Source organism: Polynucleobacter meluiroseus (assembly GCF_900205755.1).
GTDB classification, from domain to species: domain Bacteria; phylum Pseudomonadota; class Gammaproteobacteria; order Burkholderiales; family Burkholderiaceae; genus Polynucleobacter; species Polynucleobacter meluiroseus.
This window is the reverse complement of record NZ_OANS01000002.1, coordinates 201,381-226,772: the sequence shown is the minus strand read 5'-3', so window position 1 is coordinate 226,772 and position 25,392 is coordinate 201,381. Positions and strand designations below refer to the sequence as shown.

The 25,392-nt window shown below is 46.8% G+C and carries 28 protein-coding genes; 2 read left to right on the top strand and 26 right to left on the bottom strand.

Features of this window, described 5'->3' with window-relative positions:
* Nucleotides 1–64: 64 nt before the first annotated feature.
* Together soxZ and soxY are read right to left on the bottom strand one after the other, a co-directional pair.
* Entirely contained in the window at nt 65–373 is a 309-nt protein-coding gene (gene soxZ, locus CP950_RS04305; protein WP_096672706.1) for a thiosulfate oxidation carrier complex protein SoxZ, read from the bottom strand.
* Between the two features lie 58 nt (nt 374–431).
* Nucleotides 432–884: a thiosulfate oxidation carrier protein SoxY gene (soxY, locus tag CP950_RS04300; protein ID WP_096672704.1), complete on the bottom strand. Its 453-nt coding sequence runs from the start codon at nt 882–884 to the stop codon at nt 432–434.
* 173 nt (nt 885–1,057) lie between these two features.
* Here soxY and modB point away from each other — a divergent pair, with 173 nt between their 5' ends.
* Together modB and CP950_RS04290 are read left to right on the top strand one after the other, a co-directional pair.
* Nucleotides 1,058–1,711: a molybdate ABC transporter permease subunit gene (modB, locus tag CP950_RS04295; protein WP_096672702.1), complete on the top strand. Its 654-nt coding sequence runs from the start codon at nt 1,058–1,060 to the stop codon at nt 1,709–1,711.
* Between the two features lie 7 nt (nt 1,712–1,718).
* The gene (locus tag CP950_RS04290) at nt 1,719–2,846 is read left to right on the top strand and encodes an ABC transporter ATP-binding protein (protein WP_096672700.1); all 1,128 of its coding nucleotides are present in this window, start codon (nt 1,719–1,721) and stop codon (nt 2,844–2,846) included.
* Here the strand turns inward: CP950_RS04290 and CP950_RS04285 are convergent.
* The 24 genes from CP950_RS04285 to CP950_RS04170 form a co-directional block, all read right to left on the bottom strand.
* Entirely contained in the window at nt 2,843–3,463 is a 621-nt protein-coding gene (locus CP950_RS04285) for a class I SAM-dependent methyltransferase (RefSeq protein ID WP_096672698.1), read from the bottom strand. The two genes, CP950_RS04290 and CP950_RS04285, sit on opposite strands and share 4 nt — an antisense overlap.
* 11 nt (nt 3,464–3,474) lie before the next feature.
* Nucleotides 3,475–4,692: an O-succinylhomoserine sulfhydrylase gene (locus CP950_RS04280; RefSeq protein ID WP_096672696.1), complete on the bottom strand. Its 1,218-nt coding sequence runs from the start codon at nt 4,690–4,692 to the stop codon at nt 3,475–3,477.
* A 41-nt stretch (nt 4,693–4,733) separates the two neighbouring features.
* Nucleotides 4,734–6,272 carry an amidophosphoribosyltransferase gene (purF, locus tag CP950_RS04275; RefSeq protein ID WP_096672694.1) on the bottom strand — a complete coding sequence of 513 codons (1,539 nt, stop codon included), beginning with the start codon at nt 6,270–6,272 and terminating at the stop codon, nt 4,734–4,736.
* A 4-nt stretch (nt 6,273–6,276) separates the two neighbouring features.
* Complete coding sequence (locus CP950_RS04270; RefSeq protein WP_096672692.1) at nt 6,277–6,843, bottom strand: CvpA family protein; 567 nt, start codon at nt 6,841–6,843, stop codon at nt 6,277–6,279.
* Entirely contained in the window at nt 6,843–7,643 is an 801-nt protein-coding gene (locus tag CP950_RS04265) for an SPOR domain-containing protein (RefSeq protein WP_096672690.1), read from the bottom strand. The genes CP950_RS04270 and CP950_RS04265 overlap by 1 nt, the downstream gene beginning before the upstream one ends.
* A gap of 3 nt (nt 7,644–7,646) precedes the next feature.
* Complete coding sequence (folC, locus tag CP950_RS04260) at nt 7,647–8,972, bottom strand: bifunctional tetrahydrofolate synthase/dihydrofolate synthase (RefSeq protein WP_096672688.1); 1,326 nt, start codon at nt 8,970–8,972, stop codon at nt 7,647–7,649.
* Between the two features lie 5 nt (nt 8,973–8,977).
* Nucleotides 8,978–9,865 (bottom strand): acetyl-CoA carboxylase, carboxyltransferase subunit beta, encoded by an 888-nt coding sequence (gene accD / locus CP950_RS04255; protein ID WP_096672685.1) that lies wholly within the window; start codon nt 9,863–9,865, stop codon nt 8,978–8,980.
* A 22-nt stretch (nt 9,866–9,887) separates the two neighbouring features.
* On the bottom strand, nt 9,888–10,685 hold the full coding sequence (trpA, locus tag CP950_RS04250; RefSeq protein ID WP_096672683.1) for a tryptophan synthase subunit alpha: 798 nt from the start codon (nt 10,683–10,685) through the stop codon (nt 9,888–9,890).
* A 14-nt stretch (nt 10,686–10,699) separates the two neighbouring features.
* A complete protein-coding gene (gene trpB / locus CP950_RS04245) occupies nt 10,700–11,893 on the bottom strand; it encodes a tryptophan synthase subunit beta (protein WP_096672681.1) in 1,194 nt (397 codons plus the stop codon).
* A gap of 29 nt (nt 11,894–11,922) precedes the next feature.
* Nucleotides 11,923–12,597, bottom strand: coding sequence for a phosphoribosylanthranilate isomerase (locus tag CP950_RS04240; protein ID WP_096672679.1), 675 nt, complete (start codon nt 12,595–12,597; stop codon nt 11,923–11,925).
* 37 nt (nt 12,598–12,634) lie between these two features.
* Nucleotides 12,635–13,468 (bottom strand): tRNA pseudouridine(38-40) synthase TruA, encoded by an 834-nt coding sequence (truA, locus tag CP950_RS04235; protein ID WP_096672677.1) that lies wholly within the window; start codon nt 13,466–13,468, stop codon nt 12,635–12,637.
* Nucleotides 13,469–13,477: 9 nt separating this feature from the next.
* Nucleotides 13,478–14,872 (bottom strand): FimV/HubP family polar landmark protein, encoded by a 1,395-nt coding sequence (locus tag CP950_RS04230; RefSeq protein ID WP_096672675.1) that lies wholly within the window; start codon nt 14,870–14,872, stop codon nt 13,478–13,480.
* A complete protein-coding gene (gene asd, locus CP950_RS04225; protein ID WP_096672673.1) occupies nt 14,872–16,029 on the bottom strand; it encodes an aspartate-semialdehyde dehydrogenase in 1,158 nt (385 codons plus the stop codon). Before asd ends, CP950_RS04230 begins: the two co-directional genes overlap by 1 nt.
* 39 nt (nt 16,030–16,068) lie before the next feature.
* Complete coding sequence (gene leuB / locus CP950_RS04220) at nt 16,069–17,139, bottom strand: 3-isopropylmalate dehydrogenase (RefSeq protein ID WP_096672671.1); 1,071 nt, start codon at nt 17,137–17,139, stop codon at nt 16,069–16,071.
* Nucleotides 17,140–17,163: 24 nt separating this feature from the next.
* Nucleotides 17,164–17,811 carry a 3-isopropylmalate dehydratase small subunit gene (gene leuD, locus CP950_RS04215; RefSeq protein ID WP_096672669.1) on the bottom strand — a complete coding sequence of 216 codons (648 nt, stop codon included), beginning with the start codon at nt 17,809–17,811 and terminating at the stop codon, nt 17,164–17,166.
* A gap of 31 nt (nt 17,812–17,842) precedes the next feature.
* Entirely contained in the window at nt 17,843–18,064 is a 222-nt protein-coding gene (locus CP950_RS04210; RefSeq protein WP_243391915.1) for a hypothetical protein, read from the bottom strand.
* A gap of 8 nt (nt 18,065–18,072) precedes the next feature.
* Nucleotides 18,073–19,482: a 3-isopropylmalate dehydratase large subunit gene (leuC, locus tag CP950_RS04205; RefSeq protein ID WP_096672665.1), complete on the bottom strand. Its 1,410-nt coding sequence runs from the start codon at nt 19,480–19,482 to the stop codon at nt 18,073–18,075.
* Between the two features lie 15 nt (nt 19,483–19,497).
* Nucleotides 19,498–20,811, bottom strand: coding sequence for a citrate synthase (gene gltA / locus CP950_RS04200; RefSeq protein ID WP_096672663.1), 1,314 nt, complete (start codon nt 20,809–20,811; stop codon nt 19,498–19,500).
* Nucleotides 20,812–20,890: 79 nt separating this feature from the next.
* The gene (locus CP950_RS04195; protein WP_096672661.1) at nt 20,891–21,160 is read right to left on the bottom strand and encodes an FAD assembly factor SdhE; all 270 of its coding nucleotides are present in this window, start codon (nt 21,158–21,160) and stop codon (nt 20,891–20,893) included.
* Entirely contained in the window at nt 21,157–21,861 is a 705-nt protein-coding gene (locus CP950_RS04190) for a succinate dehydrogenase iron-sulfur subunit (RefSeq protein WP_096672659.1), read from the bottom strand. Before CP950_RS04190 ends, CP950_RS04195 begins: the two co-directional genes overlap by 4 nt.
* Nucleotides 21,862–21,884: 23 nt before the next feature.
* Nucleotides 21,885–23,663, bottom strand: a complete 1,779-nt coding sequence (sdhA, locus tag CP950_RS04185; RefSeq protein ID WP_096672657.1) for a succinate dehydrogenase flavoprotein subunit — start codon at nt 23,661–23,663, stop codon at nt 21,885–21,887.
* Nucleotides 23,664–23,667: 4 nt separating this feature from the next.
* The gene (gene sdhD / locus CP950_RS04180) at nt 23,668–24,033 is read right to left on the bottom strand and encodes a succinate dehydrogenase, hydrophobic membrane anchor protein (RefSeq protein WP_096672655.1); all 366 of its coding nucleotides are present in this window, start codon (nt 24,031–24,033) and stop codon (nt 23,668–23,670) included.
* Between the two features lie 23 nt (nt 24,034–24,056).
* Complete coding sequence (sdhC, locus tag CP950_RS04175) at nt 24,057–24,476, bottom strand: succinate dehydrogenase, cytochrome b556 subunit (RefSeq protein ID WP_096672653.1); 420 nt, start codon at nt 24,474–24,476, stop codon at nt 24,057–24,059.
* A 120-nt stretch (nt 24,477–24,596) separates the two neighbouring features.
* Complete coding sequence (locus CP950_RS04170) at nt 24,597–25,334, bottom strand: GntR family transcriptional regulator (protein ID WP_096672651.1); 738 nt, start codon at nt 25,332–25,334, stop codon at nt 24,597–24,599.
* Nucleotides 25,335–25,392 lie beyond the last annotated feature (58 nt).

Here is a 25,392-nt window from a genome sequence, read left to right as displayed (position 1 = left end):
CAACTGCGAGGAGCGATTTAATAATGATCCGAGGCACTTGAAGGGGCTCTTAAATAGTTAGTTCTTAGGCTGCAGTAGTTTCATCTGTGCGCTTATCGCCCCGGGTATCTACCCAGCTCACCACAATCTTGTCGCCTTTAGCACCCTTGTATTTAAAATTTAAGAAAGGGTCTTTAGAAACCGCTGATCCAAGATCGGCTGTAAAAACATCCTTCCCTTGCGCCTTCACATTCACCGTGGTGATAAACCAAGCTGGGATGATTTTTCCAGCCGCGTCTTTGCGTTGACCAGATTCCATATCGTGCTTCATTAAAATCTTGACATCGACAACGCCGTTATTCTCGGCTGCTCTAATGCGCATTGGATCACTCATAGCTACTCCTTAATATCTTGATCGATTCTTATGTTTTGGGCAAAGGTACTTAAGGGCTTTAACCGCCGCATCCACCCAAGGTCACTTTGATTTCTTTAACAGCCATAGACCACTTTCCTTCCGCTTTTACAAGCGCATAGACATTAGAGGTTTGCGCCATTTTGATGCGGGTAGTTACAAACGAATCTGTGCCAGCTGGAATTGAAAATTGTGCCGCCAAAGTATTTGGATTTTTATCTACCAAAATAGCAATCTGTTGGGCCTTCAGGCTTGTAGAGATACTAACCGGGACAACTGCGCCATTTTCAGCAATGTCGGGTGCTGTTAGCGTGACCAAGCTGGATTTTTCTGGAACACCGCTACCGAGGGCTTTGTAAACCTCATCAAGTGATTTTCCTTCAAAAGCGGCTTTATTCCACTCTTCCGCTTGTGCGGTAGAAATTAAACCTACCGAGGCCATTAAGCCAAATAGCGCTGTATATTGCATTAATTCGCGACGCTGCCGATACATACTAGTCCTTATTTAACCCAATAGACGGGCCATTAAAATGAATGTAAGCTCCATTTTACAAGGGAATATGCATTTACTTCTGAGCTTACCTCGCCTTTACAGCCTGCCATCGAGCTTATCAAGCAAAATAACAGCCATTACCCTTAAAACTCACTCATTCTTTCCGACCCATTTTGTTTGATATCGAAGCACTCCTTCTCTCTTTTAAATTAGCACTTTGGACCTTGGTTGTCCTCTTGCCCATTGGCACCTGGGTCGCTTATTCCCTCACGGCAACCGGTAAATGGAAGTCTTGGCTAGAGGCTGTACTTGCGCTTCCCTTGGTTTTACCTCCCACGGTTTTGGGTTATTACTTGCTTTTAGGCTTAGGCGGCATGAGTTTCTTGGGGTTTCCTCTAGCATTTTCTTTTATCGGCATTGTGATCGCATCATGCATTGTCAATATTCCCTTCATCATTCAGCCGATTCAACGTGCGTTTGAGTCAATTGATCCTGAAATCAAAGAAGCAGCCCAAATCAGCGGCCTTAGTCAATGGCAGTCCTTTCGCTTGATAGAACTACCTTTGGCATGGCGTGGCATCACCAGCGCGGCAGTGCTCACCTTTGCCCATACTTTAGGGGAATTCGGAGTAATCCTGATGGTGGGAGGAGCTATCCCCGGAGAAACCAAAACAGCATCGATCGCTATTTACGACAAAGTTCAAGGATTTGATCATTCAGGTGCGAGTGTTCTATCACTCCTATTGCTGAGTATTTCACTAGCGGCAATCGCACTGTCTTATGGTGTTTTTGGTAGAGGTCGTACCCAATTTGCGAGAGCGAATTAAGAAAGTTATGCTCAAAGTCAAAATAGCGCAAGATAGCCCCACCCCAATTCAGATTGACTTAGAGTGCGCGCCTGGGGAAATGCATGCTCTTGTTGGCCCGTCGGGTAGTGGCAAAACAACGGTATTACGCACCATTGCTGGTTTGAGCAACCCTCATAGCGGAAGAATAGAATGCGATGGTGAAACTTGGTTTTCAGCTTCAGAGAAAACTGGACCCGCCCAAGTATTAAAAGCTTCCCGGCGCTCATGCGGCTTTCTATTTCAGCAATACGCCCTATTTCCCCATCTGACTGCTTTGCAAAATATCTGCATTCCATTGCACAATTTAGTGCTCAATGTCGATGCACGAAAACAACTTGGGCAAGAGTGGCTCGAGAGAATGGGTATCGGTGCATTAGCTAAGCGCTTCCCGCATCAACTATCCGGTGGCCAGCAACAAAGAGTCGCTTTAGCGAGGGCACTTGCCCGCAAGCCAAAAGCCTTGCTATTAGATGAGCCCTTCTCCGCAATTGACATACCAACGCGCCAGGGTTTGTATAAAACGCTAGCTGAACTTCGCTCCGATTTAAATATCCCCATCCTACTAGTGACTCATGACTTGCGTGAGGCGGATTTATTGGCCGATAGAATCACTGTGATTGATGACGGCATTAGCTTGCAAACCGCTACGCCCCAAACACTCTTTCATAAACCCAGAAACTCACGGGTAGCAGCCTTGGTGGGAATTACCAACTTATTTCATGGAAACTTCAACGCAGGAAAGCTTGCCTGGCAAGGCTGCGATCATATTTTTCAAGTAATAGACAAAGGAAAAATTCCCCCTAACACGGCGGTAGCCTGGGTAATACCGCAAAGCGGTCTTAGCGTTCACAAGACCGCGAATGACGCCACCTTCCCCGCAATTGTTGAACAAATTTCTAGCCTGGGTCAAATAGCGGCAATTCAATTGATGGTGCCCAACAGTGAACTACGGGTTAATTGGGAAGCCTCAGTTGCTGAACTCAGTCGCCTAGAAATGGCGATAGGTCACCAAATGCATATCCAATTTGATCATGGCAAAATCCACATCATGCCATTGAGGCCCATCAATGATCCGAGACTATTTCAGCACACTTTTAAGCGCAGTCTGCTTTAAACCTTACGCGCCACAAGTCCCAATAGAGCGGACATGCCACTATGTCGAGATCCTTCAGACAGTTCCTTTTCGTAAGAACATAAATCAAGGATATTGAAGTTTTGAAAAGCCGCTTGCATGGCATTCTCTGTATATAAATGGGCAATATCAGCAGGGCCGCCCGTTTTATATTCAAGTTGCTTGGGTGTATAACCTTGCAAAATCAGCCAGCCTCCTGGTTTTAACGCCCGCTCGATCGATTGAAAAATCCGTCCACGCATGGCTGGGTCAGCAAACTGAATAAAAATGGCGATGATTGCATCGTAAGTGTTCTCAGGCCACGCAAAGCTATCCACGTCAGAAAGCACACATTCAATCGTCACCTGATTTTCTTGAGCCAACTGCTTAGCCTTACTAATAGCAATATCTGAAACATCGAAGCTAGTAACCCGCATACCCTGCCTTGCCAACCAGACACCATTACGACCTTCGCCATCGGCAATACATAGAACCTTGCTCTCGGGCTGTAAATACTGAGAGGCTTGCTCGACCAAGTACTCATTCGGCGCCTTGCCAAAGATAAACTCTTCTTTGGCATAACGTTCATTCCAAAACTGGGTGGCGTCGTTACAGGACACAGTAGAACAATCTATTTCGAGGGCTTTTTGAAGCCACTGATGAGATCATTTTTTAAATCCAGCACATTTTCGAGGCCAACAGCAATCCGCACAAGACCATCAGTAATGCCAGCCGCCTTGCGTGCCTCAGACGCTACTCTGCAGTGCGTCGTCGTCGCGGGATGCGTAATAGTAGTTCTGGTATCGCCTAGATTGGCGGTGATAGAACAGAGCTGAGTTTGATTGATGAGTTTAAATGCCGCTTGCTTGCCACCTTTGAGGGTAAAAGACAGGATAGCCCCGCCCGCCCGTTGCTGGCGTTTTGCTAATGCATATTGGGAATGCGATTTAAGCCCAGGATAAAAAACCCGCTCTACTCCAGGCTGCTTCTCAAGCCATTGGGCTAAAGCTAAAGCATTGGCACTTTGTTGCAGCATTCTGAGCTCAAGCGTTTCCAGCCCTTTAAGAAAGACCCAGGCATTGAAGGCGGATAAAGTGGGCCCAGCAGTGCGCACAAAAGGAAACACTTTACCCATAATGAATTCTTTACTACCAACGATAGCGCCACCAACAACTCTTCCTTGGCCGTCTAAATATTTAGTTGCAGAATGGATAATGACATCCGCACCTAAAGCCAAAGGTTTTTGCAAAGCCGGCGTGCAAAAACAATTATCGACTGCAAATATGGCGTTCGCTTTTTTTGCCACTTTCGATATCGCCTTGATATCGGCTATTTCCGTTAAAGGATTGGAGGGGGTCTCTAAGTAAAATAATTTAGTATTTTCTTGAACGGCCGCTTTCCACGACGCAATATCTGATAAATCGACGTAGGTAGTCGTTATTCCAAAACGCAGCAAGATACTTGAAAATAACTGAATCGTTGCACCAAATACAGAGCGAGAGCAAATCACATGATCACCCGCCTGTAACTGCACCATTGCCAAGGTCATGATGGCGGCCATTCCTGAAGAAGTGGCGATACAAGCCTCGCCACCTTCTAAGGCCGCTAAGCGATCTTGAAACATGCTCACTGTGGGATTGGTAAAGCGAGAGTAAATAAAGCCTTGGTCAGCATGCGCAAATCCATCGGCAGCTAATTCTGCGCTATCAAAGCAAAAACTTGAGGTCAAAAACATGGCCTCAGAGTGTTCTTGATACTCTGCTGTACGGCGTGTACCGGCTCGAACTGCCAATGTTTCTTGTGCCAGTTTAGAAAAATCAGGTTTTTGTCTGGTAGGTTTGCTCTTCATCGTGCTATTTTGACACTGATTTAATCAATGGCTGTCGCTTTTTAGTCTTCGGTCGCCAAATGCAAATGGAGCTGTGAGCGGGCGAAATCACTTGAATCACGCTGTCGATCCGCCATTGCTTCAGAAGTATTGCGGGCCGCTTCTAGCGCATCCAAGTAAGACTCATTAATATCGCCAGTAACGTAACAGCCGTCGAAACAAGAAGCTTCAAAATGCTCAATCTCAGGATTAATGTCCCGAACAGCTTGCTTCATATCCTCGACGCTTTGATAAATTAATTGGTCTGCCCCAATCATCTTATTAATTTCTTCATCGGTACGGCCATAAGCTACTAATTCGCTACGCGTGGGCATATCGATACCGTATACATTCGGAAATCGCACGGGAGGAGCGGCCGAGGCAAAAATCACTTTCTTAGCGCCAGACTCACGGGCCATTTGCACGATTTCAAATGAGGTTGTACCGCGCACAATCGAGTCGTCCACAATCAGAACCGTTTTATCTTTGAATTCAATCCGCATGGCATTGAGTTTTTGACGAACTGATTTTTTACGAACCGCTTGACCTGGCATGATGAAGGTTCGGCCGATATAACGATTTTTAAAAAAACCTTCTCGATAATCGATACCCAAGCGCTTAGCAACCTGCATCGCCGCAGGTCGACTCGAGTCAGGGATCGGCATCACCACATCAATCTCAGAGACGTTGGTTTCTTTGCGAATCTTTTCGGCAAGGTAGTCACCCATGCGCATACGAACGTTATATACAGTCACGCCATCAATGGTTGAATCAGGACGAGCCATGTAAACATATTCAAAAATGCAAGGTGTAAGGACGGCATCAGCAACGCATTGGCGAGTATAAAAATTACTATCTAGATCAATGTAAATGGCTTCGCCAGGATTAACATCGCGTACAAATGTGAATCCCAAGCCCTCTAAAGCAACTGACTCAGAAGCAATCATCCACTCAGGTCCCTTAGGCGTATCGATACGGCCAATACACAAGGGACGAATACCGAATGGATCACGGAAGGCCAATAAGCCATAGCCTGCAATCAACGAAACCACTGCATACGAACCTTTGACGCGCTTGCTAATTGCGGTAACCGCGTTAAACATGGCATCTTCATCGAGCGCCACGCTGTTCGTTTCTTTTTGCAATTCATCGGCCAAGACATTGAGCAATACTTCTGTATCTGAACTCGTATTAATATGACGACGATCTCGATAAGCCATTTCAACTCTTAAGCTTGGCGCATTAGTGAGATTGCCGTTATGGGCAAGAATGATTCCGTAAGGAGCGCTGACGTAGAACGGCTGCGCCTCTTCTTCACTACTGGCAGATCCAGCAGTAGGATAGCGCACCTGGCCAATGCCAGCATTGCCAACTAAGCTGCGCATATTACGCGTTCTAAATACGTCACGCACTAGACCGTTTGCCTTGTGCATCGTAAATGAATTGCCGTTCATCGTCGCAATACCAGCCGCATCTTGACCGCGATGCTGAAGCAGTAATAATGAGTCGTAAAGTAATTGATTTACTGGGGAGTGAGAAACTGTTCCAACGACGCCGCACATAAGCCTATATCCCTATTGTTATTGAAGGTGTAACAGTGGGTGTAATTTTAGGTAAGACATCGCCTAACTGCTTTGCCCAGTCGGCAGGTAGCCAACCTTTAATTAATCCCGCTGCCATATCTATGGCGGGCCGCGTAACGGCATTTTGCCAAGCTTGACTTTGGGGTATTGGTGTTAGGGCTGCCAAGGTTGCCAAAATAACAATAATTAAACCACCTCGTAATAAGCCAAAGATCAGACCCAATAAACGGTCCGTCATGCTTAGCCCCACCGATAAGATAATTTTCTGGATGACATTACCAATTAAACCGCATACCACCAAAGTTAATATAAAGAGGATGAGAAAGCTTACCCCTAAACTTAACAGTTCATCAAGGTGAAAAGTGGAAAGCCACTCTGTGGAAAGATAGCTGGTGTAGTGATACGCCACCCAACTAGCAACAACCCAAGAAACCAGCGCTAAGACTTCTTTAAATAATCCTCGAGAAAGTCCCACGAGTCCAGACACAAGCAAAACCACTAGGGTGAAATAATCCACCGTAGTGAGCTTGAGGGTAGACAGTAAATCCATTAAGGCGTACCCATCTCAACAAGACGGGGTGATAGTCCAAGGGCTTTAATCTTCTTTTCAGCTGACTCTGCAACTTCTTTATCGGTAAATGGTCCGGCACGCAAAACAAATAGCTTTGCTCCATCTTCGCCTGTTTTATTTGTGACTACATAAGGAATTTTTTGATCTTTTAACTTGGCAATCCAACCTTTGGCTCGCTCTTCAGACGCGAATGCGCCAATTTGAACCACGTACTTCCCTGTTGAAGCTGGTTTTTTTGGTGCGTCATCTGGGCGTGGTTTTGCAGGCGCTGCAATCACTTCTTCACCCGCAGCCAAGCCTAGACCATTATTCTTAGAGCTGGTAGGTGGAGTTGGGGCTGATTTAGATCCCTGTTTAGATTCTTCTTTTACTTCTGAATTGGCTGTGGATTGCGAGCTATTTGCCTCAATATTGACTGGGGCTTCTTTTGCTGCGGGGACGTTTGTTTTTACTTTTTCAGTAACCGGCAGTGTCTCAACTGGGGCTGGCTGGCTGGTAATAATATTTACCGCAATATCGTTACTACTTGCTTTGGGCTTGTTATCCAAAATGCGGGGCAGTCCAATTACAGCAATCAAGACCAAAACTGTTGCGCCGATGAGGCGATGCCTAGCCCGCTGACGCTCTGGATCTTCCGTTAACGCTAGATCATCATGTTCTTGAGCGCGCTGAAAGGTGCGGGCGGGAATTTTGGTGGTGGCGCGGCGAGCACCTACTGGGCCTCTTCGGAGGTCATCACCCTTAGGGTCACGTTTAAAAAACGTTGGTAAACGAATCATGGATCAATGTGCCTGGTTGTTTCGATGAGCCATTACTCCTGCGACGGTATAAAACGATCCGAAGACCACTATTCTATCACCGTCTCCCGCTTTAGATAGTGCATTCTGGTACGCATTTGCAGGGTCAGGAAAGCATTCAATTCCACCGTCATCACCCTTTTTAACTGCTACCCCGAGATCTTCTAGCGTTTGGGATAAAACCTGAGCACTAGCAGCCCTAGGGGTTGGTAAATCGGTACAAAACCAGAAATCGATTGTCCCCAAAAGGGGTTTGATAACCCCCGCTATATCTTTATCTGCCATTGCCCCAAAAATGGCATATGTATAGGGGTGATAACCCATTTTATCTAGCCCTTGTGCCAACGTGGCGGCAGCGTGGGGATTGTGGGCAACATCCAAAACGATGGTAGGTTGACCAGGAAGTACCTGAAAGCGGCCAGGTAATTCGACTAAGGCAAAACCATTACGAATATCTTGAGCACCCACTGGTAATCGGTGATGGAGCGCCATTAATGCTGCAATTACCGCTGATGCATTGAGAATTTGATTTGCGCCACGGAGGGCTGGATAGCCTAAACCGCTAAACCGCTTTTGCCGCCCTGCCCAACCCCATTGCTGTTTATCACCCTGAAAGTTGAAATCCCTTCCCTGTAACCAAAGATCACAATCAAGCTCTTGAGCATAGTCAATCAAAGATTGTGGGGGCACTGGATCACCACATACGGCAATAGAACCCTGGCGAAAGATACCAGCTTTCTCTCGACCAATTGCTTCTCTAGTACTTCCTAAGAAATCTGCGTGGTCAATATCAATGCTTGTCACAATGGCGCAATCAGCGTCAACAATATTCACGGCATCTAAACGTCCGCCCATACCCACCTCTAAGATCACGGCATCTAAATTCGCTGTAGCAAAGAGGTGCATGATTGCTAAAGTAGTGAACTCAAAATAGGTTAGCGTAGGTGCATTGTTAAGGCTACCGCGCGCTTTTTCTACTGAGGTGAAATGCGCCATCAACAGTTCATCCGTAACCTCTGCGCCATTAACACGGGCACGTTCATTGAATTTCAACAGATGGGGCGACATGTGGCAACCCACGCGATAACCCGATGCCAATAAGATGCTCTCTAGGTACGCACATGTGGAGCCCTTGCCATTTGTGCCGGCAACAGTGATAACGGGGCAGCTAAATTCAAGCCCGAGCGCTTCTTTCACCCGCGCGATCCGCTCCAAGCCCATGTCAATACCTACGGGATGAGCGGTTTCGAGGTGACTAAGCCAAGCCGCTAGGCTGGTAAAAAGAGTGGGGGTTTGTGAAAGAGAGATCAAGCGCGTTACGCAGCTGCGCTCCCCGCTGACGCAGGTTCGGGAAGCTGTTGAAGTAATGCCAGTAATTGGGCGATTTCATGCCGCATGTGACGACGATCCACAATCATGTCTATGCCACCATTTTGCAGAAGAAATTCTGAACGCTGAAATCCTTCGGGCAATTTTTCACGCACGGTTTGTTCGATCACACGAGGACCAGCAAAACCAATTAAGGCTTTGGGCTCAGCCATTACTACATCGCCCATAAAAGCAAAGCTTGCTGAGATGCCACCCATCGTTGGGTCAGTGAGCACGCTAATAAAGGGCAATCTTTTTTTGGACAGGCGCGTCAACATAGAGTTGGTCTTAGCCATCTGGAATAAAGAAAGCAAACTCTCTTGCATCCGGGCGCCGCCGGTAGCTGTAACACAAATAAAGGCGCACTTCTTATCAAGGGCTTCTTGTACTCCGCGCACAAAACGCTCACCGACTACTGAGCCCATTGAACCCCCCATGAACTGGAATTCGAAACAGGCAACTACAGCAGAAAAATTCTCGATTGCGCCGCTCATAACAATTAAGGCCTCAGATTCACTCGAGGCATCTGAGGCTTCTTTTAGTCGATCAGAATATTTTTTAGAATCCTTAAATTTCAAAGGATCTGTCGGAAAAATATCAGCCCCAATTTCCTGCCGCCCCTTGGAATCCAAAAGACTATCTAGGCGTTGTCGCGCGCCGATGCGCATGTGGTGACTGCATTTTGGGCAAACAGAGAGATTGGCTTCAATGTCACTGCTATAAAGAACCGTTTCACAACTGGGGCACTTCAACCACAAACCTTCAGGAACTGATTTGCGATTCGCAGGGTCAGTATGCTGAATTTGTGGGGGTAATAATTTATCTATCCAACTCATGGGCGTTTTGCTATGTACGAGCTCAGCTATCTAAAGCCACTCGAATTTCTCTAATGAATGCCTCAAGTGATTGTACTGCCTCGTGTGGAGGCGCCTCTTCTAGCAGACGAATAATACGACTACCAATGACAACGGCATCTGCTGAAGTAGAAACTGCCCTAGCGCTAGCAGCGTCATGAATACCGAAACCAACCGCAATAGGTATCGCTGTCTCTTCACGAATTTTCGGAATAATGCTGGCTACATCATGGGTATTTAGGTTTGAAGCTCCTGTGACTCCACGCATTGAAACGTAATAAATATATCCTGAGGCAATTTTTGCAGCAGCTTTGATGCGATCTACAGATGAGGTGGGTGCTAATAAAAAGATAGGATCAATATCAGCGGCACGCATCTTGGCGGCAAAATCAACACACTCTTCTGGCGGATAGTCGACAACTAACACACCGTCTACGCCAGCATCTTTAGCTTCTTGCGCAAAGCGCTCTGCTCCCATTTGCTCCACCGGATTGGCATAGCCCATCAATACCACTGGCGTTTTAGCATCCGTCTTACGGAATGTTTTCACCATCTCCATACAACGATGTAGTGTCACGCCCTGCGTCAATGCCCTTTCAGAAGAACGCTGAATGACGGGCCCATCTGCCATCGGGTCAGAAAAAGGCACCCCTAACTCAATCAGGTTTGCGCCACCCCTGACTAAGGCGTGCATTAATTCCACGGTCAACTGAGGGTCTGGGTCACCAGCGGTGATAAAGGGTATTAAACCCTTTTTTCCTGAGGCCTTTAATTCCGTAAAGAGTGTATTAATTTTTGACATAAATAATGAAGTAGTTAACCTGCAGATCCAGTAGCTTGTGCAACAGTATGCATATCCTTGTCACCGCGACCTGAAAGATTGACTAAGATCGTTTTATCCTTCGATAAAGTAGGGGCAAGCTTGCATGCATAAGCTAGCGCATGCGCTGGTTCTAGCGCAGGAATAATGCCTTCAATCTGACAGCAATCATGAAAAGCTTTCAACGCCTCTTCATCAGTAATGGCGACATATTGGGCGCGATCTGAATCTTTTAACCAAGCGTGCTCTGGGCCCACTCCGGGATAGTCCATACCAGCAGAAACTGAATGCGTCTCTGCGATTTGTCCGTGCTCATCTTGTAAAAGATAGGTGCGATTGCCATGAAGTACCCCTGGCTTACCTACGCACAAAGCAGCGGAGTGCAAACCACTCTCCAGGCCATGACCAGCGGCTTCAACCCCAATGAGTTTTACAGAGGGGTAATCAATGTAGGGATAAAAAATGCCCATGGCATTAGAGCCACCACCGACACAAGCTAAAACATAATCAGGTTGGCCGCCAATGAGTTCAGGCATTTGCACTTTACATTCTTCACCAATCACGCTCTGAAAGTCCCGCACCATCATTGGATAAGGGTGTGGTCCAGCAACGGTGCCGATAATATAAAAGGTATCTTCTACATTAGTTACCCAATCGCGCATGGCTTCATTTAGCGCATCTTTCAGGGTCTTGGTACCAGACTCCACAGGAACCACTTTAGCGCCAAGCAATTTCATACGGTACACATTCTGAGCTTGACGAGCAACGTCAACAGAACCTTGATACACGGTGCAATCCAAACCAAATCGTGCGCAAATCGTAGCAGTAGCAACGCCATGTTGACCTGCACCAGTTTCCGCAATAATGCGTGGCTTGCCCATGCGTTTGGCCAACATCGCTTGGCCGATCACGTTATTAATTTTGTGCGCGCCAGTGTGATTCAAATCTTCACGCTTGAGATAAATTTGAGCGCCGCCTAACATTTCACTCCAGCGCTTGGCATGGTAGATGGGTGATGGGCGACCTACAAAATGCTTGAGCTCATAGTGAAATTCTTTAATAAACTCGGGATCAATTTGATATTTTGCGTAAGCTTGCTTTAGCTCCTCCAAAGCAAACATCAGTGTTTCAGAAACAAATACGCCACCATAAGGACCGAAGTGCCCTCTTGCGTCTGGCTTATCGTACATAAATACCTCTTTTGATTAATTGCGGCACATTAAATTGACTGCTTTGAATCCGCATCGCGGACAGACTGAATAAACTGCTTCATCAAAGCGTGGTCCTTAATACCCTTGCTGATTTCAACGCCACTTGAAACGTCTACTGCACAAGGATGAAGGCGAGCAATCGCCTCACCCACGTTGTGTGAGTTCAATCCACCACTCAAAACGACCCGAGGCGCGTTTGCGCTTATCCATGCTTGAGGAATCCCCTGCCAATCAAAAGGAACGCCTCCTCCACCGTAGCCCTCAACTAGAGCATCGAGCAAAAAAGCGTTTGCCAACCCGTATTGTAGGGAAAATTCTTCAAATGCGAACTGGGCCCCTACTCTGGCTGCTTTCATCCAAGGCTGCCCATCTGCCAGGGTCTCGCAGCGCTCTGGCGTTTCATCGCCATGAAACTGCCACAGCGTAATGGGGGCGGCAGCCCGAATCGCTGCGAATTCAGCATCTGAGGGGTTCACAACCAGCCCAACCGCATCAACACCTACTGGTAAACGGTTGATTAGTGAGGCTGCAATGTTCGGAGTTACGGCTCTGGAGCTAGGTGGATAAAAAACAAAACCGAGAGCGTCAACCCCTGCCATAACCGCAGCATCTACGTCTTGAGGCAGTTTTAAGCCACAAATTTTGACTCTGGTGTGTCTTGGGGCGTAAGAAAGTAAGCTCATAGACTAATGATAAAGCCTTACAGTAGATTAAAAAGGCTTAATGCGGACCCAACAGGCTGTAAGGTAGCCACGAGTTTTGCAATGCGGGCTCGGGAATAGCAAATTCAGCAGGATAGGCAATTTTCGTCAAATACAGTCCATCTGGTGAAAAAGTGGGTGCTGCAATGCTGCGGTCTCGAGCATCAAGTACTACTTTCATCCATTCCGAGGTTTGCTTGCCAGTGCCTACCGCCAAAAAGCAGCCTATTAAATTACGCACCATGTGATGCAAAAAAGCATTGCCACGAATTTTGAAATAGAGCCACGGGGCTTGGGAAACAATTTCACAGGCATAAAGTGTTTTCACTGGTGATTTACTTTGGCACTCCGCCGACCGAAAGGAGGTGAAATCATGCTCACCAATCAGGCATTCTGCCGCCAATTGCATCGCCTCAATATCAAACCAACGCGCCTCAGGGAGCATCACATAACCTGCTCGCAAGGCAGACATGGGCGACCGGCATGGTCCAGCGTGTAGCGCGTAAATATAGGTACGCTCAAAAGCTGAAAAACGGGCACTAAATTCCCCTGAAACCGGTTTCGCCCAATTAATCACAATGGAGTCTGGCAAGAAGGCGTTAACGCCCCTTACCCAAGAAAAAGATTCCCGTTCTACAGGTGCGTCGAAATGGACTACCTGCCCCAGTGCATGCACTCCAGTGTCAGTTCTGCCAGCAGTTACAACACGAATAGGCAATGCCAATAGATCTTTGCTGCCAATAAAATCGGTAATTGCCTTCTCTAAGACATCTTGCACCGTATTTTTGGAAAGTTGCGATTGCCAGCCTGAATAGGGGCTCCCGTCATACTGCAAACCCAGGGCAATTCGCATCGCCGAGCTTTAATTCAGACGGCTTGATAGCTCGGAAAGCAATTCCTGAGTCTCAAGTGTTATTACTGGATCTACTGAACCCATTAGCGCAACTTCTTCAAGTGTTTTTTTGGCGGCAGAAAAATCCTCAATCGTCATGTACGCACGAGCCAAATTCAACTTTACCCTCAAAGTATCTATCACCGCGTCATTGGAAAGGGTAGACGTTGAAAGGGCGGACCGAGGATCTATTTTTTTGGGTGAAAGATTGAGATCGATGCCGGCAAACAAGGCCTTAGCTCTTGCGGGCATCGCGCTTACTGCCGTGCCATAGTCTATTTTTTGAGCGGTGGGTACAACACTCTGGTTGAAGCTCACCATTTCAGAGCGGCGGGCGTTCCTAGCCAAAAACCATAACAGTAATCCTGTGAAAATAATGAACGTCAATGCAACAGCTGCTGGGGCAAAAGTGCCGCCACCAAAATAATCACTCTGCCAGTTGGATGGTGTTGACTTGGTCTTGGCTTTTTCAATGAGAAGTTGCAGGTCTGCGATATTTTTTTCTAATTCAGCCACGCGCTCTTTAGTTTGCTCGAGAACCTTCTCTTGCGCCACGAGTTCTTCGGTATAGCGTAACTCCTGCGCATTCCCATCGGTGCTAGAGCCAATTTTTAGGCGATCAGAGTTTGCCAAGGCAGCATCTTTAATGGCACCACCGTCCTTTTTCCCAAAAGACTGCGCGTCTTTTTCGGCCTGCCATTCCGCATTAGACTCGGCAACAAACTGACGTGCCTCAGCAGGACTAATAGAGCGCAGTAGTGCTTGATTTGGTTTGGCTAACTCAGCACCTGCTTGCAGGCGATTGATATTGCCGCTTGCGAACGCATCGGGGTTTGCCTTGAACAGGGCTAACATGGCCTGGTCTAGGCTGGCGCCATCAAGTTGAGGTGCCATTTGCGCTGCAACTTCAGAGAGTGTTTGGCCGGACTTGACAATAATTTTTTGGCTATCGCCCAAGAGCAAGGTGAATGCCTTGGTAATCTCGCCAGATGACCACTTTAAGTTGATCAACAAGTCGGTAAAGGGGTCATCGCTGATTGGGATAGGCTTGACCGTTTCAACCAATACCATTAGCTTTTCTTGGGCATTTCGATACACCATTGATTGGATATTGAAATCAAGCACCTTTGCAGAGATGCCCAGACGCTCATAGACAACTTTGGAGGGTATAGTGGCTTCGAGGGTACTTAATAAATCAGACTCTTGAGTATCTAAGCGAATCGGAATTTCAACACGCAATGGCTCTCCCGGCTGCGAGAGAAGCAGCGGAGAACCTAAAGAAACGGCAGTTGCGGCATAAGACAAGCAGAGCAAAATACTTAGAACGGCAAGTCTAAGTATTTTGGGAGTGCTAAAAAATGACATCAACTCTCTAGCAAAATACGCAACATACGACGCAAGGGCTCAGCTGCGCCCCATAGCAATTGATCACCCACTGTAAAGGCGCCAAGGTACTCAGGCCCCATAGCCAACTTATGCAAACGACCAATCGGCACGGTTAAAGTGCCGCTCACCGCTGCTGGGGATAACTCGCGCTCTGTAGTCTCACGATCATTCGGAATGACTTTGACCCACTGGTTGTCATTGGCCAATATAGATTCAATCTCTTGCAATGGGATATCTTTTTTTAACTTCACAGTTAAGCCTTGCGAGTGGCAACGCATTGCGCCTACGCGTACGCAAAGACCATCGACTGGAATACTTCCGGCAGTACGGAAAGCAGGCAAGCCTAAAATCTTATTGAATTCAGCCCCGCCCTTCCACTCTTCCTTTGTTTGGCCGTGATCAACGGGCACATCTATCCAAGGAATGAGACTTCCGGCCAGAGGCGTATTGCGAAAGTGCTGCTTGGGAAATTGCTCTGAACGCAAGGTTGCCGTTACTTTGCGGTCGATATCTAATATCCAAGATGATGGATCAGCTAACTCTGTGGCTACACAGTCACGTAAAGCGCCCATTTGCAGTAAAAGTTCACGCATATTTTGAGCGCCAGCACCAGAGGCGGCTTGATAGGTCATTGCGCTAATCCACTCCACCATATTGGCTTTTACCAAACCACCCATGGCCATCATCATCAAACTCACGGTGCAATTACTACCAATCCAATTTTTTCCACCAGCTGCTAAAGCCTTATCAATCACTGGGCGATTGACGGGATCCAAGATCAATACCGCATCTTCTTTCATGCGGAGCGCGCTAGCGGCATCTATCCAATGCCCAGTCCAACCCGCTGCGCGTAGTTTAGGAAATACGTCGTTTGTAAAATCGCCACCTTGACACGTCAAAATTATGTCGCAACGCGCTAAGGCTTTTAAGTCGTTAGCATCTAGCAAAGAATTTTCAGACTTCGTTACTTTTTGACCATTAAATAAAGGTACAGCACCACCAGCCTGGCTAGTGCTAAAAAATACTGGCTCGATCAGATCGAAATCTTTTTCTGCCAGCATTCTCTCCATGAGCACGCTACCGACCATACCTCGCCAGCCGATGAGGCCAACTACAGGAGCATTTAAATTTGTCATTATCTTAATCGGCTAAAAAATTGTTTGAACGGGTTTGCTTTAAGAGAGTGCGGCCACTACTGCGTCACCCATCTCTTGTGTGCTTACTTTTTGAGTACCTGCGGTATAAATATCCGCCGTTCTCAAGCCTTGAGTGAGGACAGATTGCACTGCCGCTTCGATTCTGTCAGCCTCAAGCGGCATCGCCAAGGAATACCTGAGCATCATTGCTGCAGATAAGATAGTTGCTAGCGGATTAGCAATTCCTTTTCCGGCAATATCGGGAGCGGATCCATGGCTTGGTTCGTATAGTCCCTTATTGTTTTTATCCAATGATGCGGAAGGCAACATGCCGATGGAACCTGTCAACATCGCCGCTTCATCTGACAGAATATCTCCAAACAAGTTTCCAGTAACAACCACATCAAATGCTTTTGGCGCTCTCACTAATTGCATGGCCGCATTATCAACATACATATGCGATAACTCTACGTCCGGATAGTCTTTAGACAATTCAATCATGACATCACGCCACAGTTGGGAAGTTTCCAATACATTTGCCTTATCCACGCTGCAGACTTTTTTACTACGCTTGCGCGCTGCTTCAAAAGCCACCCGACCTATTCTGATGACTTCAGGTTCGCTGTAATGCATTGTGTCGTAACCTTCGCGAGCGCCTTTAAACAATGGCAACTCTGAAGATCGAATCCCGCGCGGCTGTCCGAAGTAAATATCACCATTGAGTTCGCGGATGATCAAGATATCGAGACCGCCAACAATTTCCGCCTTGAGACTAGAGGCTGCCGTCAGTTCGTCATAACAAATTGCTGGTCTAAAGTTAGCAAACAGCTCTAAGTGCTTGCGCAATCCCAGAATCGCTTGCTCTGGACGCAGCTCACGTGCCAGCGTATCGTATCTCCAATCACCAACAGCGCCAAACAAAATCGCATCTGCTTCTTTGGCTAACTTCAAAGTAGCTGGCGGCAAGGGATGACCAGAGATATCGTAGGCTGCACCACCAACGGGCGCTGTTTCTAGGTCAAATTTTGGGCTAAGCGCGTTAAGCACTCTGACGGCTTGAGCTACGATTTCCGGGCCGATACCATCGCCCGGTAGAACTGCTATTTTCATATGAGGCCTTTAAACTCGATAAAACTATGGCAATTTTGTTGCAAGCCAAGGCATTTTAAGGATGCGCTCAGCTTCATATGCCTTGATTTTATCTGCATGTTGCAGAGTTAAGCCAATATCGTCCAAACCATTGATTAGGCAGTGCTTTCTGAACGGAGCTACATCAAAGCTATAGCTCGTATTGTCTGGGGTAATAACAACTTGCTTCTCTAAATCAATCGTGAGTTGGTAACCTACGAAAGCGAGAGTTTCGTTAAATAAGTGATCCACCTGTAGTTCGCTCAAAACAATTGGTAGCAGACCGTTTTTAAAACAGTTATTGTAAAAAATGTCGGCAAAGCTAGGGGCAATAATTGCCCTAAAACCATATTGCCCCAATGCCCACGGAGCATGTTCACGCGAACTACCGCAACCAAAATTCTTACGAGCCACCAAAATACCTGCGCCAAGATAACGAGGCTGATTTAAAACAAAATCAGGATTTATTGGCCGTGCGCTACAGTCTTGTCCAGGCTCACCGTGATCAAGATAGCGCCATTCATCAAATAAATTTTGACCGAAGCCCGTTTTTTTGATCGATTTTAGAAACTGCTTTGGAATAATGGCATCGGTATCCACGTTCTCGCGATTAAGCGGAGCAACCAAGCCTTTGTATATCGTAAATTTTTCCATGATGGTGAGCTTTGCTTCTTTTCAGTGCGTCTTAGTTCACAGGGGTAACAACGACATCCTTACCCTTGGTCTGTGATTGATTATTTTGATTTTGTGTTTTGGAAGATGCGCCCGACCCGCCCATAGAGTTACCCATGTTTTGCAAATCCTTACCCATCCCCTCCATGGTGCTGCTACAGGCTGAGATAACTAAACCTGCGCATGCCACAAGCGTTAATTTTTTAATCATGGTTAACTTGAATAGTGTAGACACGTTTTTCCTTAAGAAATCTTACGGATATCAACGAAGTGGCCTTCGATTGCAGCGGCAGCAGCCATTGCTGGGCTTACTAAGTGAGTCCTACCGCCATTGCCCTGACGCCCTTCAAAATTACGATTTGAAGTCGAGGCGCAACGCTCGCCTGGCTCGAGTCGATCTGCATTCATTGCCAAGCACATCGAGCAACCTGGCTCACGCCACTCAAAACCAGCCGCCTTAAATACCCTATCCAGACCTTCACGCTCAGCTTGCGCTTTAACTAAGCCCGAACCTGGCACTACCATCGCCAGCTTGACATTAGCGGCTACTTTTTTACCCAAACGATCGACCACCTTAGCGGCCGCGCGTAGATCCTCGATACGACTATTGGTACAAGAGCCAATGAAAACTTTATCGACATTGATATGACTCAACGGTGTATTGGGAACCAAGTTCATGTACTCTAACGCCCGCTCCATTGCAGAACGTTTATTGGAGTCGAGCTCTTTTTCTGGATCAGGGACTCTGTCAGCGATGGATAGCACCATCTCAGGTGAGGTGCCCCAAGTGAGCTGCGGTGCGATTTCTTCTGCACGCATTTCAATAACAACATCAAACTTTGCATCGACATCCGAATGCAGTGTGCGCCAATATTGCAAGGCATGGCGCATGCTTTCACCTTTAGGGGAATAAGGGCGGCCTTGAATATATTCAATCGTGGTTTCGTCAACGGCGATGAGACCCGCCCGTGCGCCCGCTTCAATTGCCATATTACAGATGGTCATACGACCTTCCATCGACAATGCGCGAATTGCCTCGCCAGCGAACTCAATGGTGTAACCAGTACCGCCTGCAGTTCCAATCTTGCCGATAATCGCCAAAATAATATCTTTAGCCGTTGAGCCTGGTTGCAAACGACCGTCAACTCGTACCAACATATTCTTGCTTTTTTTCATCAGCAAAGTTTGTGTTGCTAAGACATGCTCTACTTCAGATGTGCCGATGCCAAAGGCTAAGGCACCAAATGCACCATGCGTGCTGGTATGAGAATCACCGCAGACCACAGTCATGCCTGGCAAAGTAGCGCCCTGCTCTGGCCCGATGACATGAACGATTCCTTGTCTTGCATCGCTCATTTTGTATTGAGTGATGCCAAATCGATCGCAATTGTTATCTAAGGTATCAACTTGTAATTTGGAGATCGGATCGGCGATGCCTTCAGAGCGATCAGTTGTGGGTACGTTATGGTCTGAAACGGCCAAGTTGGCTGATACACGCCAAATAGGACGGTCAGCCAAAAGCAGCCCCTCGAATGCTTGGGGACTGGTTACTTCATGAAGTAACTGGCGATCAATGTAAATCGTTGCAGTGCCATCTGACTCTGAATAGACCACATGGTCATCCCATAATTTGTCGTAAAGCGTACGTGACATGGAAACCTTTAGCTCTTATGAACGAGTAGCAATATTAGAAACTTTACGAACCGTTTCTCCGACATACAGCTGTCTAGGACGGCCAATTTTAAACTCAGGGTCGGTGATCATTTCTTCCCACTGAGCGATCCAGCCAACTGTTCTTGCAAGCGCAAAAATACAGGTAAACATTTCAGTTGGTACGCCCAATGCTCTTTGGACAATTCCAGAGTAGAAGTCGACGTTCGGATACAGCTTACGACTTACAAAATACTCATCTTCCAAGGCAATCTTCTCGAGTGTCATGGCAAGCTTAAACAAGGGATCATTCTCTAGTCCGAGCTCATTTAACACTTCATAGCAAGTTTCACGCATGAGTTTGGCGCGAGGATCAAAGTTTTTGTAAACACGATGACCAAAGCCCATTAAACGCACATTCGAGTTTTTATCTTTTACTTGTGCAATAAATTCGCCAATGCGTTCAACGCCACCATTGGCCTGGATTTCATTGAGCATTTCAAGGCAGGCCTCGTTGGCGCCACCGTGAGCTGGACCCCAAAGGCAAGCAATACCAGCAGAGATAGCGGCAAACGGATTGGTGCCTGAAGATCCGCACAAACGTACAGTCGAAGTAGAGGCATTCTGCTCGTGATCTGCATGCAGAATAAAGATGCGATCTAAGGCCTTTACCAAGACTGGATTAATTTGATATTCCTCGCAAGGGTTAGCAAACATCATGCGCATGAAATTGGCTGTGTACGACAGAGAATTATCTGGATACACGAATGGCTGACCAATCGAATATTTGTACGCCATCGCAACCAAAGTAGGCATTTTGGCAATCAAGCGAATTTGCGCAACCTCACGTGCCAAAGGCTGGGTGTAGTCTATCGAATTATGATAAAAAGCTGCCATCCCCCCAACAAGACCGGTCAATACCGCCATTGGATGGGCATCACGGCGGAAACCGCGCAAGAAAAATTGCATTTGCTCATGCACCATTGTGTGATGCATCACCATAGTTTCAAAATCCTTTAACTGCGCCGCATTGGGCAGTTCACCGTTGATGAGCAAATAGCACACTTCAAGGAAGTCACAGTTATGCGCTAAATCTTCTATAGGGTAGCCGCGATAGAGCAACTCCCCTTTGTCGCCATCAATATAGGTAATCTTGCTATTACAAGACGCCGTAGAAAGAAAGCCTGAGTCGTAGGTAAATTTTCCAGTTTGGCCGTAGAGCTTACGAATATCAATGACGTCTGGACCAATCGTGCCTTTGTAAATAGGCAGATCGATATCTGGGGTGCCATCTGAGAACGAGAGTTTTGCTTTGATATCCGATTCAATCATTTGTAATCCTTAATCCCTCAAATTGACCATAAGAAAAATATGATCGCATGTTTAAATTATCAATACACCAGCTACTAAATTATTTTGCTCTCAGCTTTTGCAAAATGGCTTTAAAGAGTTCAGTTTTCGACTCAATTTCCATGGATGGTACAGAGTCTTTGCGACCGATTAACAAATCCATCAAATCATTGTCCTCTAGAGCCAATAAACCACTCAGCACTTCACCATCTGCAACGCTTAATTGAGCGCCGTAACGCTCAAAAAAACGGTGCAGAATAATATCGTTCTCTAGCAAGCCCCTGCGGGCATCACTTTTAAGGCGATACAACTCCGCATTGCCAAGAATCATACAGCCCTGCGAACCATCAACTCTTTGATCTTGCCAATTGCTTTAGTTGGATTCAAATGCTTAGGACACACATCCACGCAGTTCATGATGGTATGGCAACGGAACAAGCGATAGGGATCTTCGAGATTATCCAAGCGCTGAGCAGTTTCCTCATCGCGACTATCTGCAATAAAGCGATAGGCTTGCAATAAACCAGCTGGTCCCACGAATTTATCCGGGTTCCACCAAAATGAGGGGCAAGCGGTGGAACATGAAGCGCACAGAATGCACTCGTACAAACCATTCAACTCCTCGCGCTCTTCCGGACTTTGGAGGCGCTCTTTTTCTGGGGGAGGAGTATCGTTCACCAAATAAGGCTTGATGGATAAATACTGCTTGAAGAACAACGTCATATCAACGATCAAATCGCGCACCACTGGCAAGCCTGGTAAGGGACGCAAAGTAATGACTTTAGGCAAGGTCAACATATTAGTTAAACAAGCCAAGCCATTTTTACCGTTAATGTTCATCGCATCGGAACCGCAAACACCTTCGCGGCAAGAGCGGCGATACGAAATGGATTCATCTTGCTTCTTCAGGGAGATCAAGGCGTCTAACAACATGCGCTCGCCTGTGAGCTCCAACTCATAACGTTCCATGCGAGGCGCCGCGTCGACGTCTGGGTTGTAACGGTAAATTTCAAATACTCGAATATCGCTCATATCTATTCTCTCTTATCTATAGCTTAGAAAGTACGTTCTTTAGGAGGAATTGACTCCACGGTCAATGGCTGTAGCTGCACAGGCTTGTAGTCAAGTCGATTACCTTCGCTGTACCAAAGCGTATGCTTCATCCAGTGCTCGTCATCACGATGCTGATGATCATCATGTGAGTGGGCTCCACGACTTTCCTTGCGAGCTGCAGCAGAAATCATTGTGGCATTCGCTGTCTCAACCAAGTTGGCAACCTCAAGCGCCTCAATACGAGCAGTATTGAAAATCTCTGACTTATCTTTAACCCACAAGTGCTTAGCGCGCTCAGTTAACTTGGCCATCTGACGAACACCTTCATCCATCAATTCTTGGTTACGGAAAACACCAGCGTATTTCTGCATGGTTTTACGAATGTCATTCGCCACGTCTTGAGCATATTCACCAGAAGTGGAATTATCTAAATGAGCGATTCGCTCTAAAGTTAACTCACCCGCATTGGCTGGCAATGGTTTGAATTCCCTACTCTTCAGACCCATGTCCACAATGTGATTACCCGCAGCGCGGCCAAAGACCAATAAGTCCAATAATGAATTGGTGCCCAAACGATTCGCACCATGCACAGAAACACATGAGCACTCACCAATTGCGTAAAGGCCGTTGACTACTTCGTTATGTTTACCATTTCCTGGAACAACCACTTGACCGTGGATGTTGGTTGGAATGCCGCCCATTTGATAGTGGATAGTAGGCACGACCGGAATGGGCTCTTTTGTCACGTCTACGTTAGCAAAGTTCATGCCGATTTCATAAACTGATGGCAAACGCTTCATGATGGTTTCAGCACCGATGTGCGTTAAATCGAGGACCACATAATCGCCGTTGGGACCACAGCCACGACCTTCTTTAATTTCTTGATCCATGCAACGTGAGACAAAGTCACGTGGCGCCAAGTCTTTATAAGTTGGCGCATAACGCTCCATAAAGCGCTCACCATCCTTGTTACGCAGAATGGCGCCCTCACCTCGGCAACCTTCAGTAAGCAATACACCTGCACCAGCAACACCAGTCGGGTGAAATTGCCAAAACTCCATATCTTCAAGAGGAATGCCAGCACGTGCAGCGATGCCCATGCCATCACCAGTATTGATATAGGCATTCGTAGACGCATCCCAAATACGACCAGCACCACCAGTGGCCATTAATACAACTTTAGCTTCGAGAATATAGACTTGCCCTGTTTCCATTTCAAGGGCAGTGATCCCAACAACATCTCCTGCGTCGTCTCTAATCAGATCAAGCGCTAGCCACTCAACAAAGAAATTGGTTTTGGCGCGCACATTACGCTGATATAAGGTATGGAGCATGGCATGACCAGTTCTATCGGCGGCTGCACAGGCGCGTTGCACAGCCTTCTCACCGTAGTTCGCTGTATGACCGCCAAAGGGACGCTGATAAATAGTTCCGTCTGGATTTCGGTCAAATGGCATACCAAAATGCTCTAACTCGTAAACCGCTTTAGGTGCTTCGCGGCACATAAACTCAATCACATCCTGATCACCCAACCAATCAGATCCTTTGATCGTGTCATAAAAGTGATAGTGCCAATTGTCCTCACTCATATTACCTAGGGCGGCGCCAATACCACCCTGCGCAGCAACGGTATGAGAGCGCGTTGGGAATACTTTGGTGACTACCGCTACATTGAGTCCGGCTTCCGCCAATTGCAATGAAGCCCGCATTCCTGATCCACCGGCACCAATGATTACCGCATCGAAACGGCGTGTTGGTAAGGCCTTTTTAATCGCTGTCATCGAATTACACTTTCCACAAAATTTGTACAGCGTAGGCTGCACAGGCAAGGAGATAAAGAACTGTTAATACTTGTAAAGTTAAGCGCACGCTGAGGGGTTTGATGTAGTCCATCCAAATGTCGCGAATTCCAATCCACGCATGGTAAAACAGGCTAATAAACGCAAGTAGCGTTAGCAACTTCATCAATTGATTGCTAAATAAAGCGGACCACCCTTCATAAGTACCGCTACCAGTAATGGCGAAGTCCACTAACAAAACGATAGTGAAAACCACCATTACTACCGCAGTCACGCGTTGAATAATCCACTCCGTTAAACCGTAGTGCGCTCCTACAACTAGGCGTTTTGGGCCGATTTGATAATTTGGCATGAGATTTCCTTATCGAAGAGGGCTTAGTACAAGCCAAATAATTTCAGACCTACGACCGCGGTCAACGCTAAGCCCAAGGCAAATACAAAAATAGCGGAACGGTTCGCTTCATTTTTTTCAACGCCAATCTCGAGATCCAATAAAAGATAACGAATCCCTGCGCAAAAATGATGCAAGAAAGCCCAAATTAAGCCCAAAAGAATGAGCTTGACAAAAATATTGCCCGTAATTGCCTGAAACTTTTGGTAGCTCAACTCCGAGGCGAGGCTTTGATCCAATAAATAGAGCAAAAAAGGCAGCATCAAAAATAAGGCGGCGCCGCTAATTCGATGCAGGATTGACACTTTGCCAGCCCAAGGAAGCCGATAGTGAATCAGCTGCGCTAGGCCGATATTACGAAAAACTGGCCTGTCTTTTTTTACTTCGTTCTGTGCATCAACCATGGGCAATCTCTTTGTTTAGGTGGAGGTTCAGTGGGACTTTGTTGTGTTGCAACATATTCTATTGGAAAACCACAAAGTTATCGGGGATTTTTAATGTTTTAAGGGGTTTATTAAGGTTATTTAGTTCAGTTTATTCTCGTAATGGTGTTCTGTTGTGTCATATAGCGCACGGCGCACTTCTACAGGTTGATCCCCATAAGTAAAAGCGACACGCTCTACAGAAAGCACTGAAGAGCCAATAGCAAGATCAAGATGGCAAGCTATCGAGGCCTCCAAAGAAGTTGCCTTAATTTGCTCTTCTGCGCGAACCATATGCGTTGCATACTTACTCTCGTAAAACGCATAGGTTAATCCTGGCCAAGATTTCAAGGCATCTAAGGTAAGACCCTCAAAACGCGTCACGGGTAGCCAGATTTCTTCAAAAACGATGGGCTTGCCTGAAAAGCTTTGCACCCGCTCTATTCGAAATAAGCCCTCTTCTGCGCTTAATTGGAGCAATTGGCTAATCCGGGGATTGGGCTTGGCAATTTCACAGAGTAAAAAGTGGTTCTTAAGCAGCAGTTGCTGCCCGACATCCGGTGCTAAACGCAGAAAGCGATAGTGCCAATCTTCCCGTTGATGGGTAGCAACAAAAGTACCCTTACCCTGTTTGCGCACCAACAAGCTCTCCGACGCCAACTCATCAATCGCCTTGCGAACCGTGCCTTGACTGACTAAATACCGCGCCGCCAGTTCCATTTCACTCGGTATCGCCTCTCCGGGCAACCATTCCGAAGCCTGCAGACGAGCCAAAATAAGGGCTTTAATCTGTGCGTACAGAGGGCTAAAAGAGGCTACAGGGTTTATGACTGCAGGCAAGCTGACTCCAAAACCGTAATGTTGGTGGGGTGAACAAAATTCAAATAAGTCTTATATA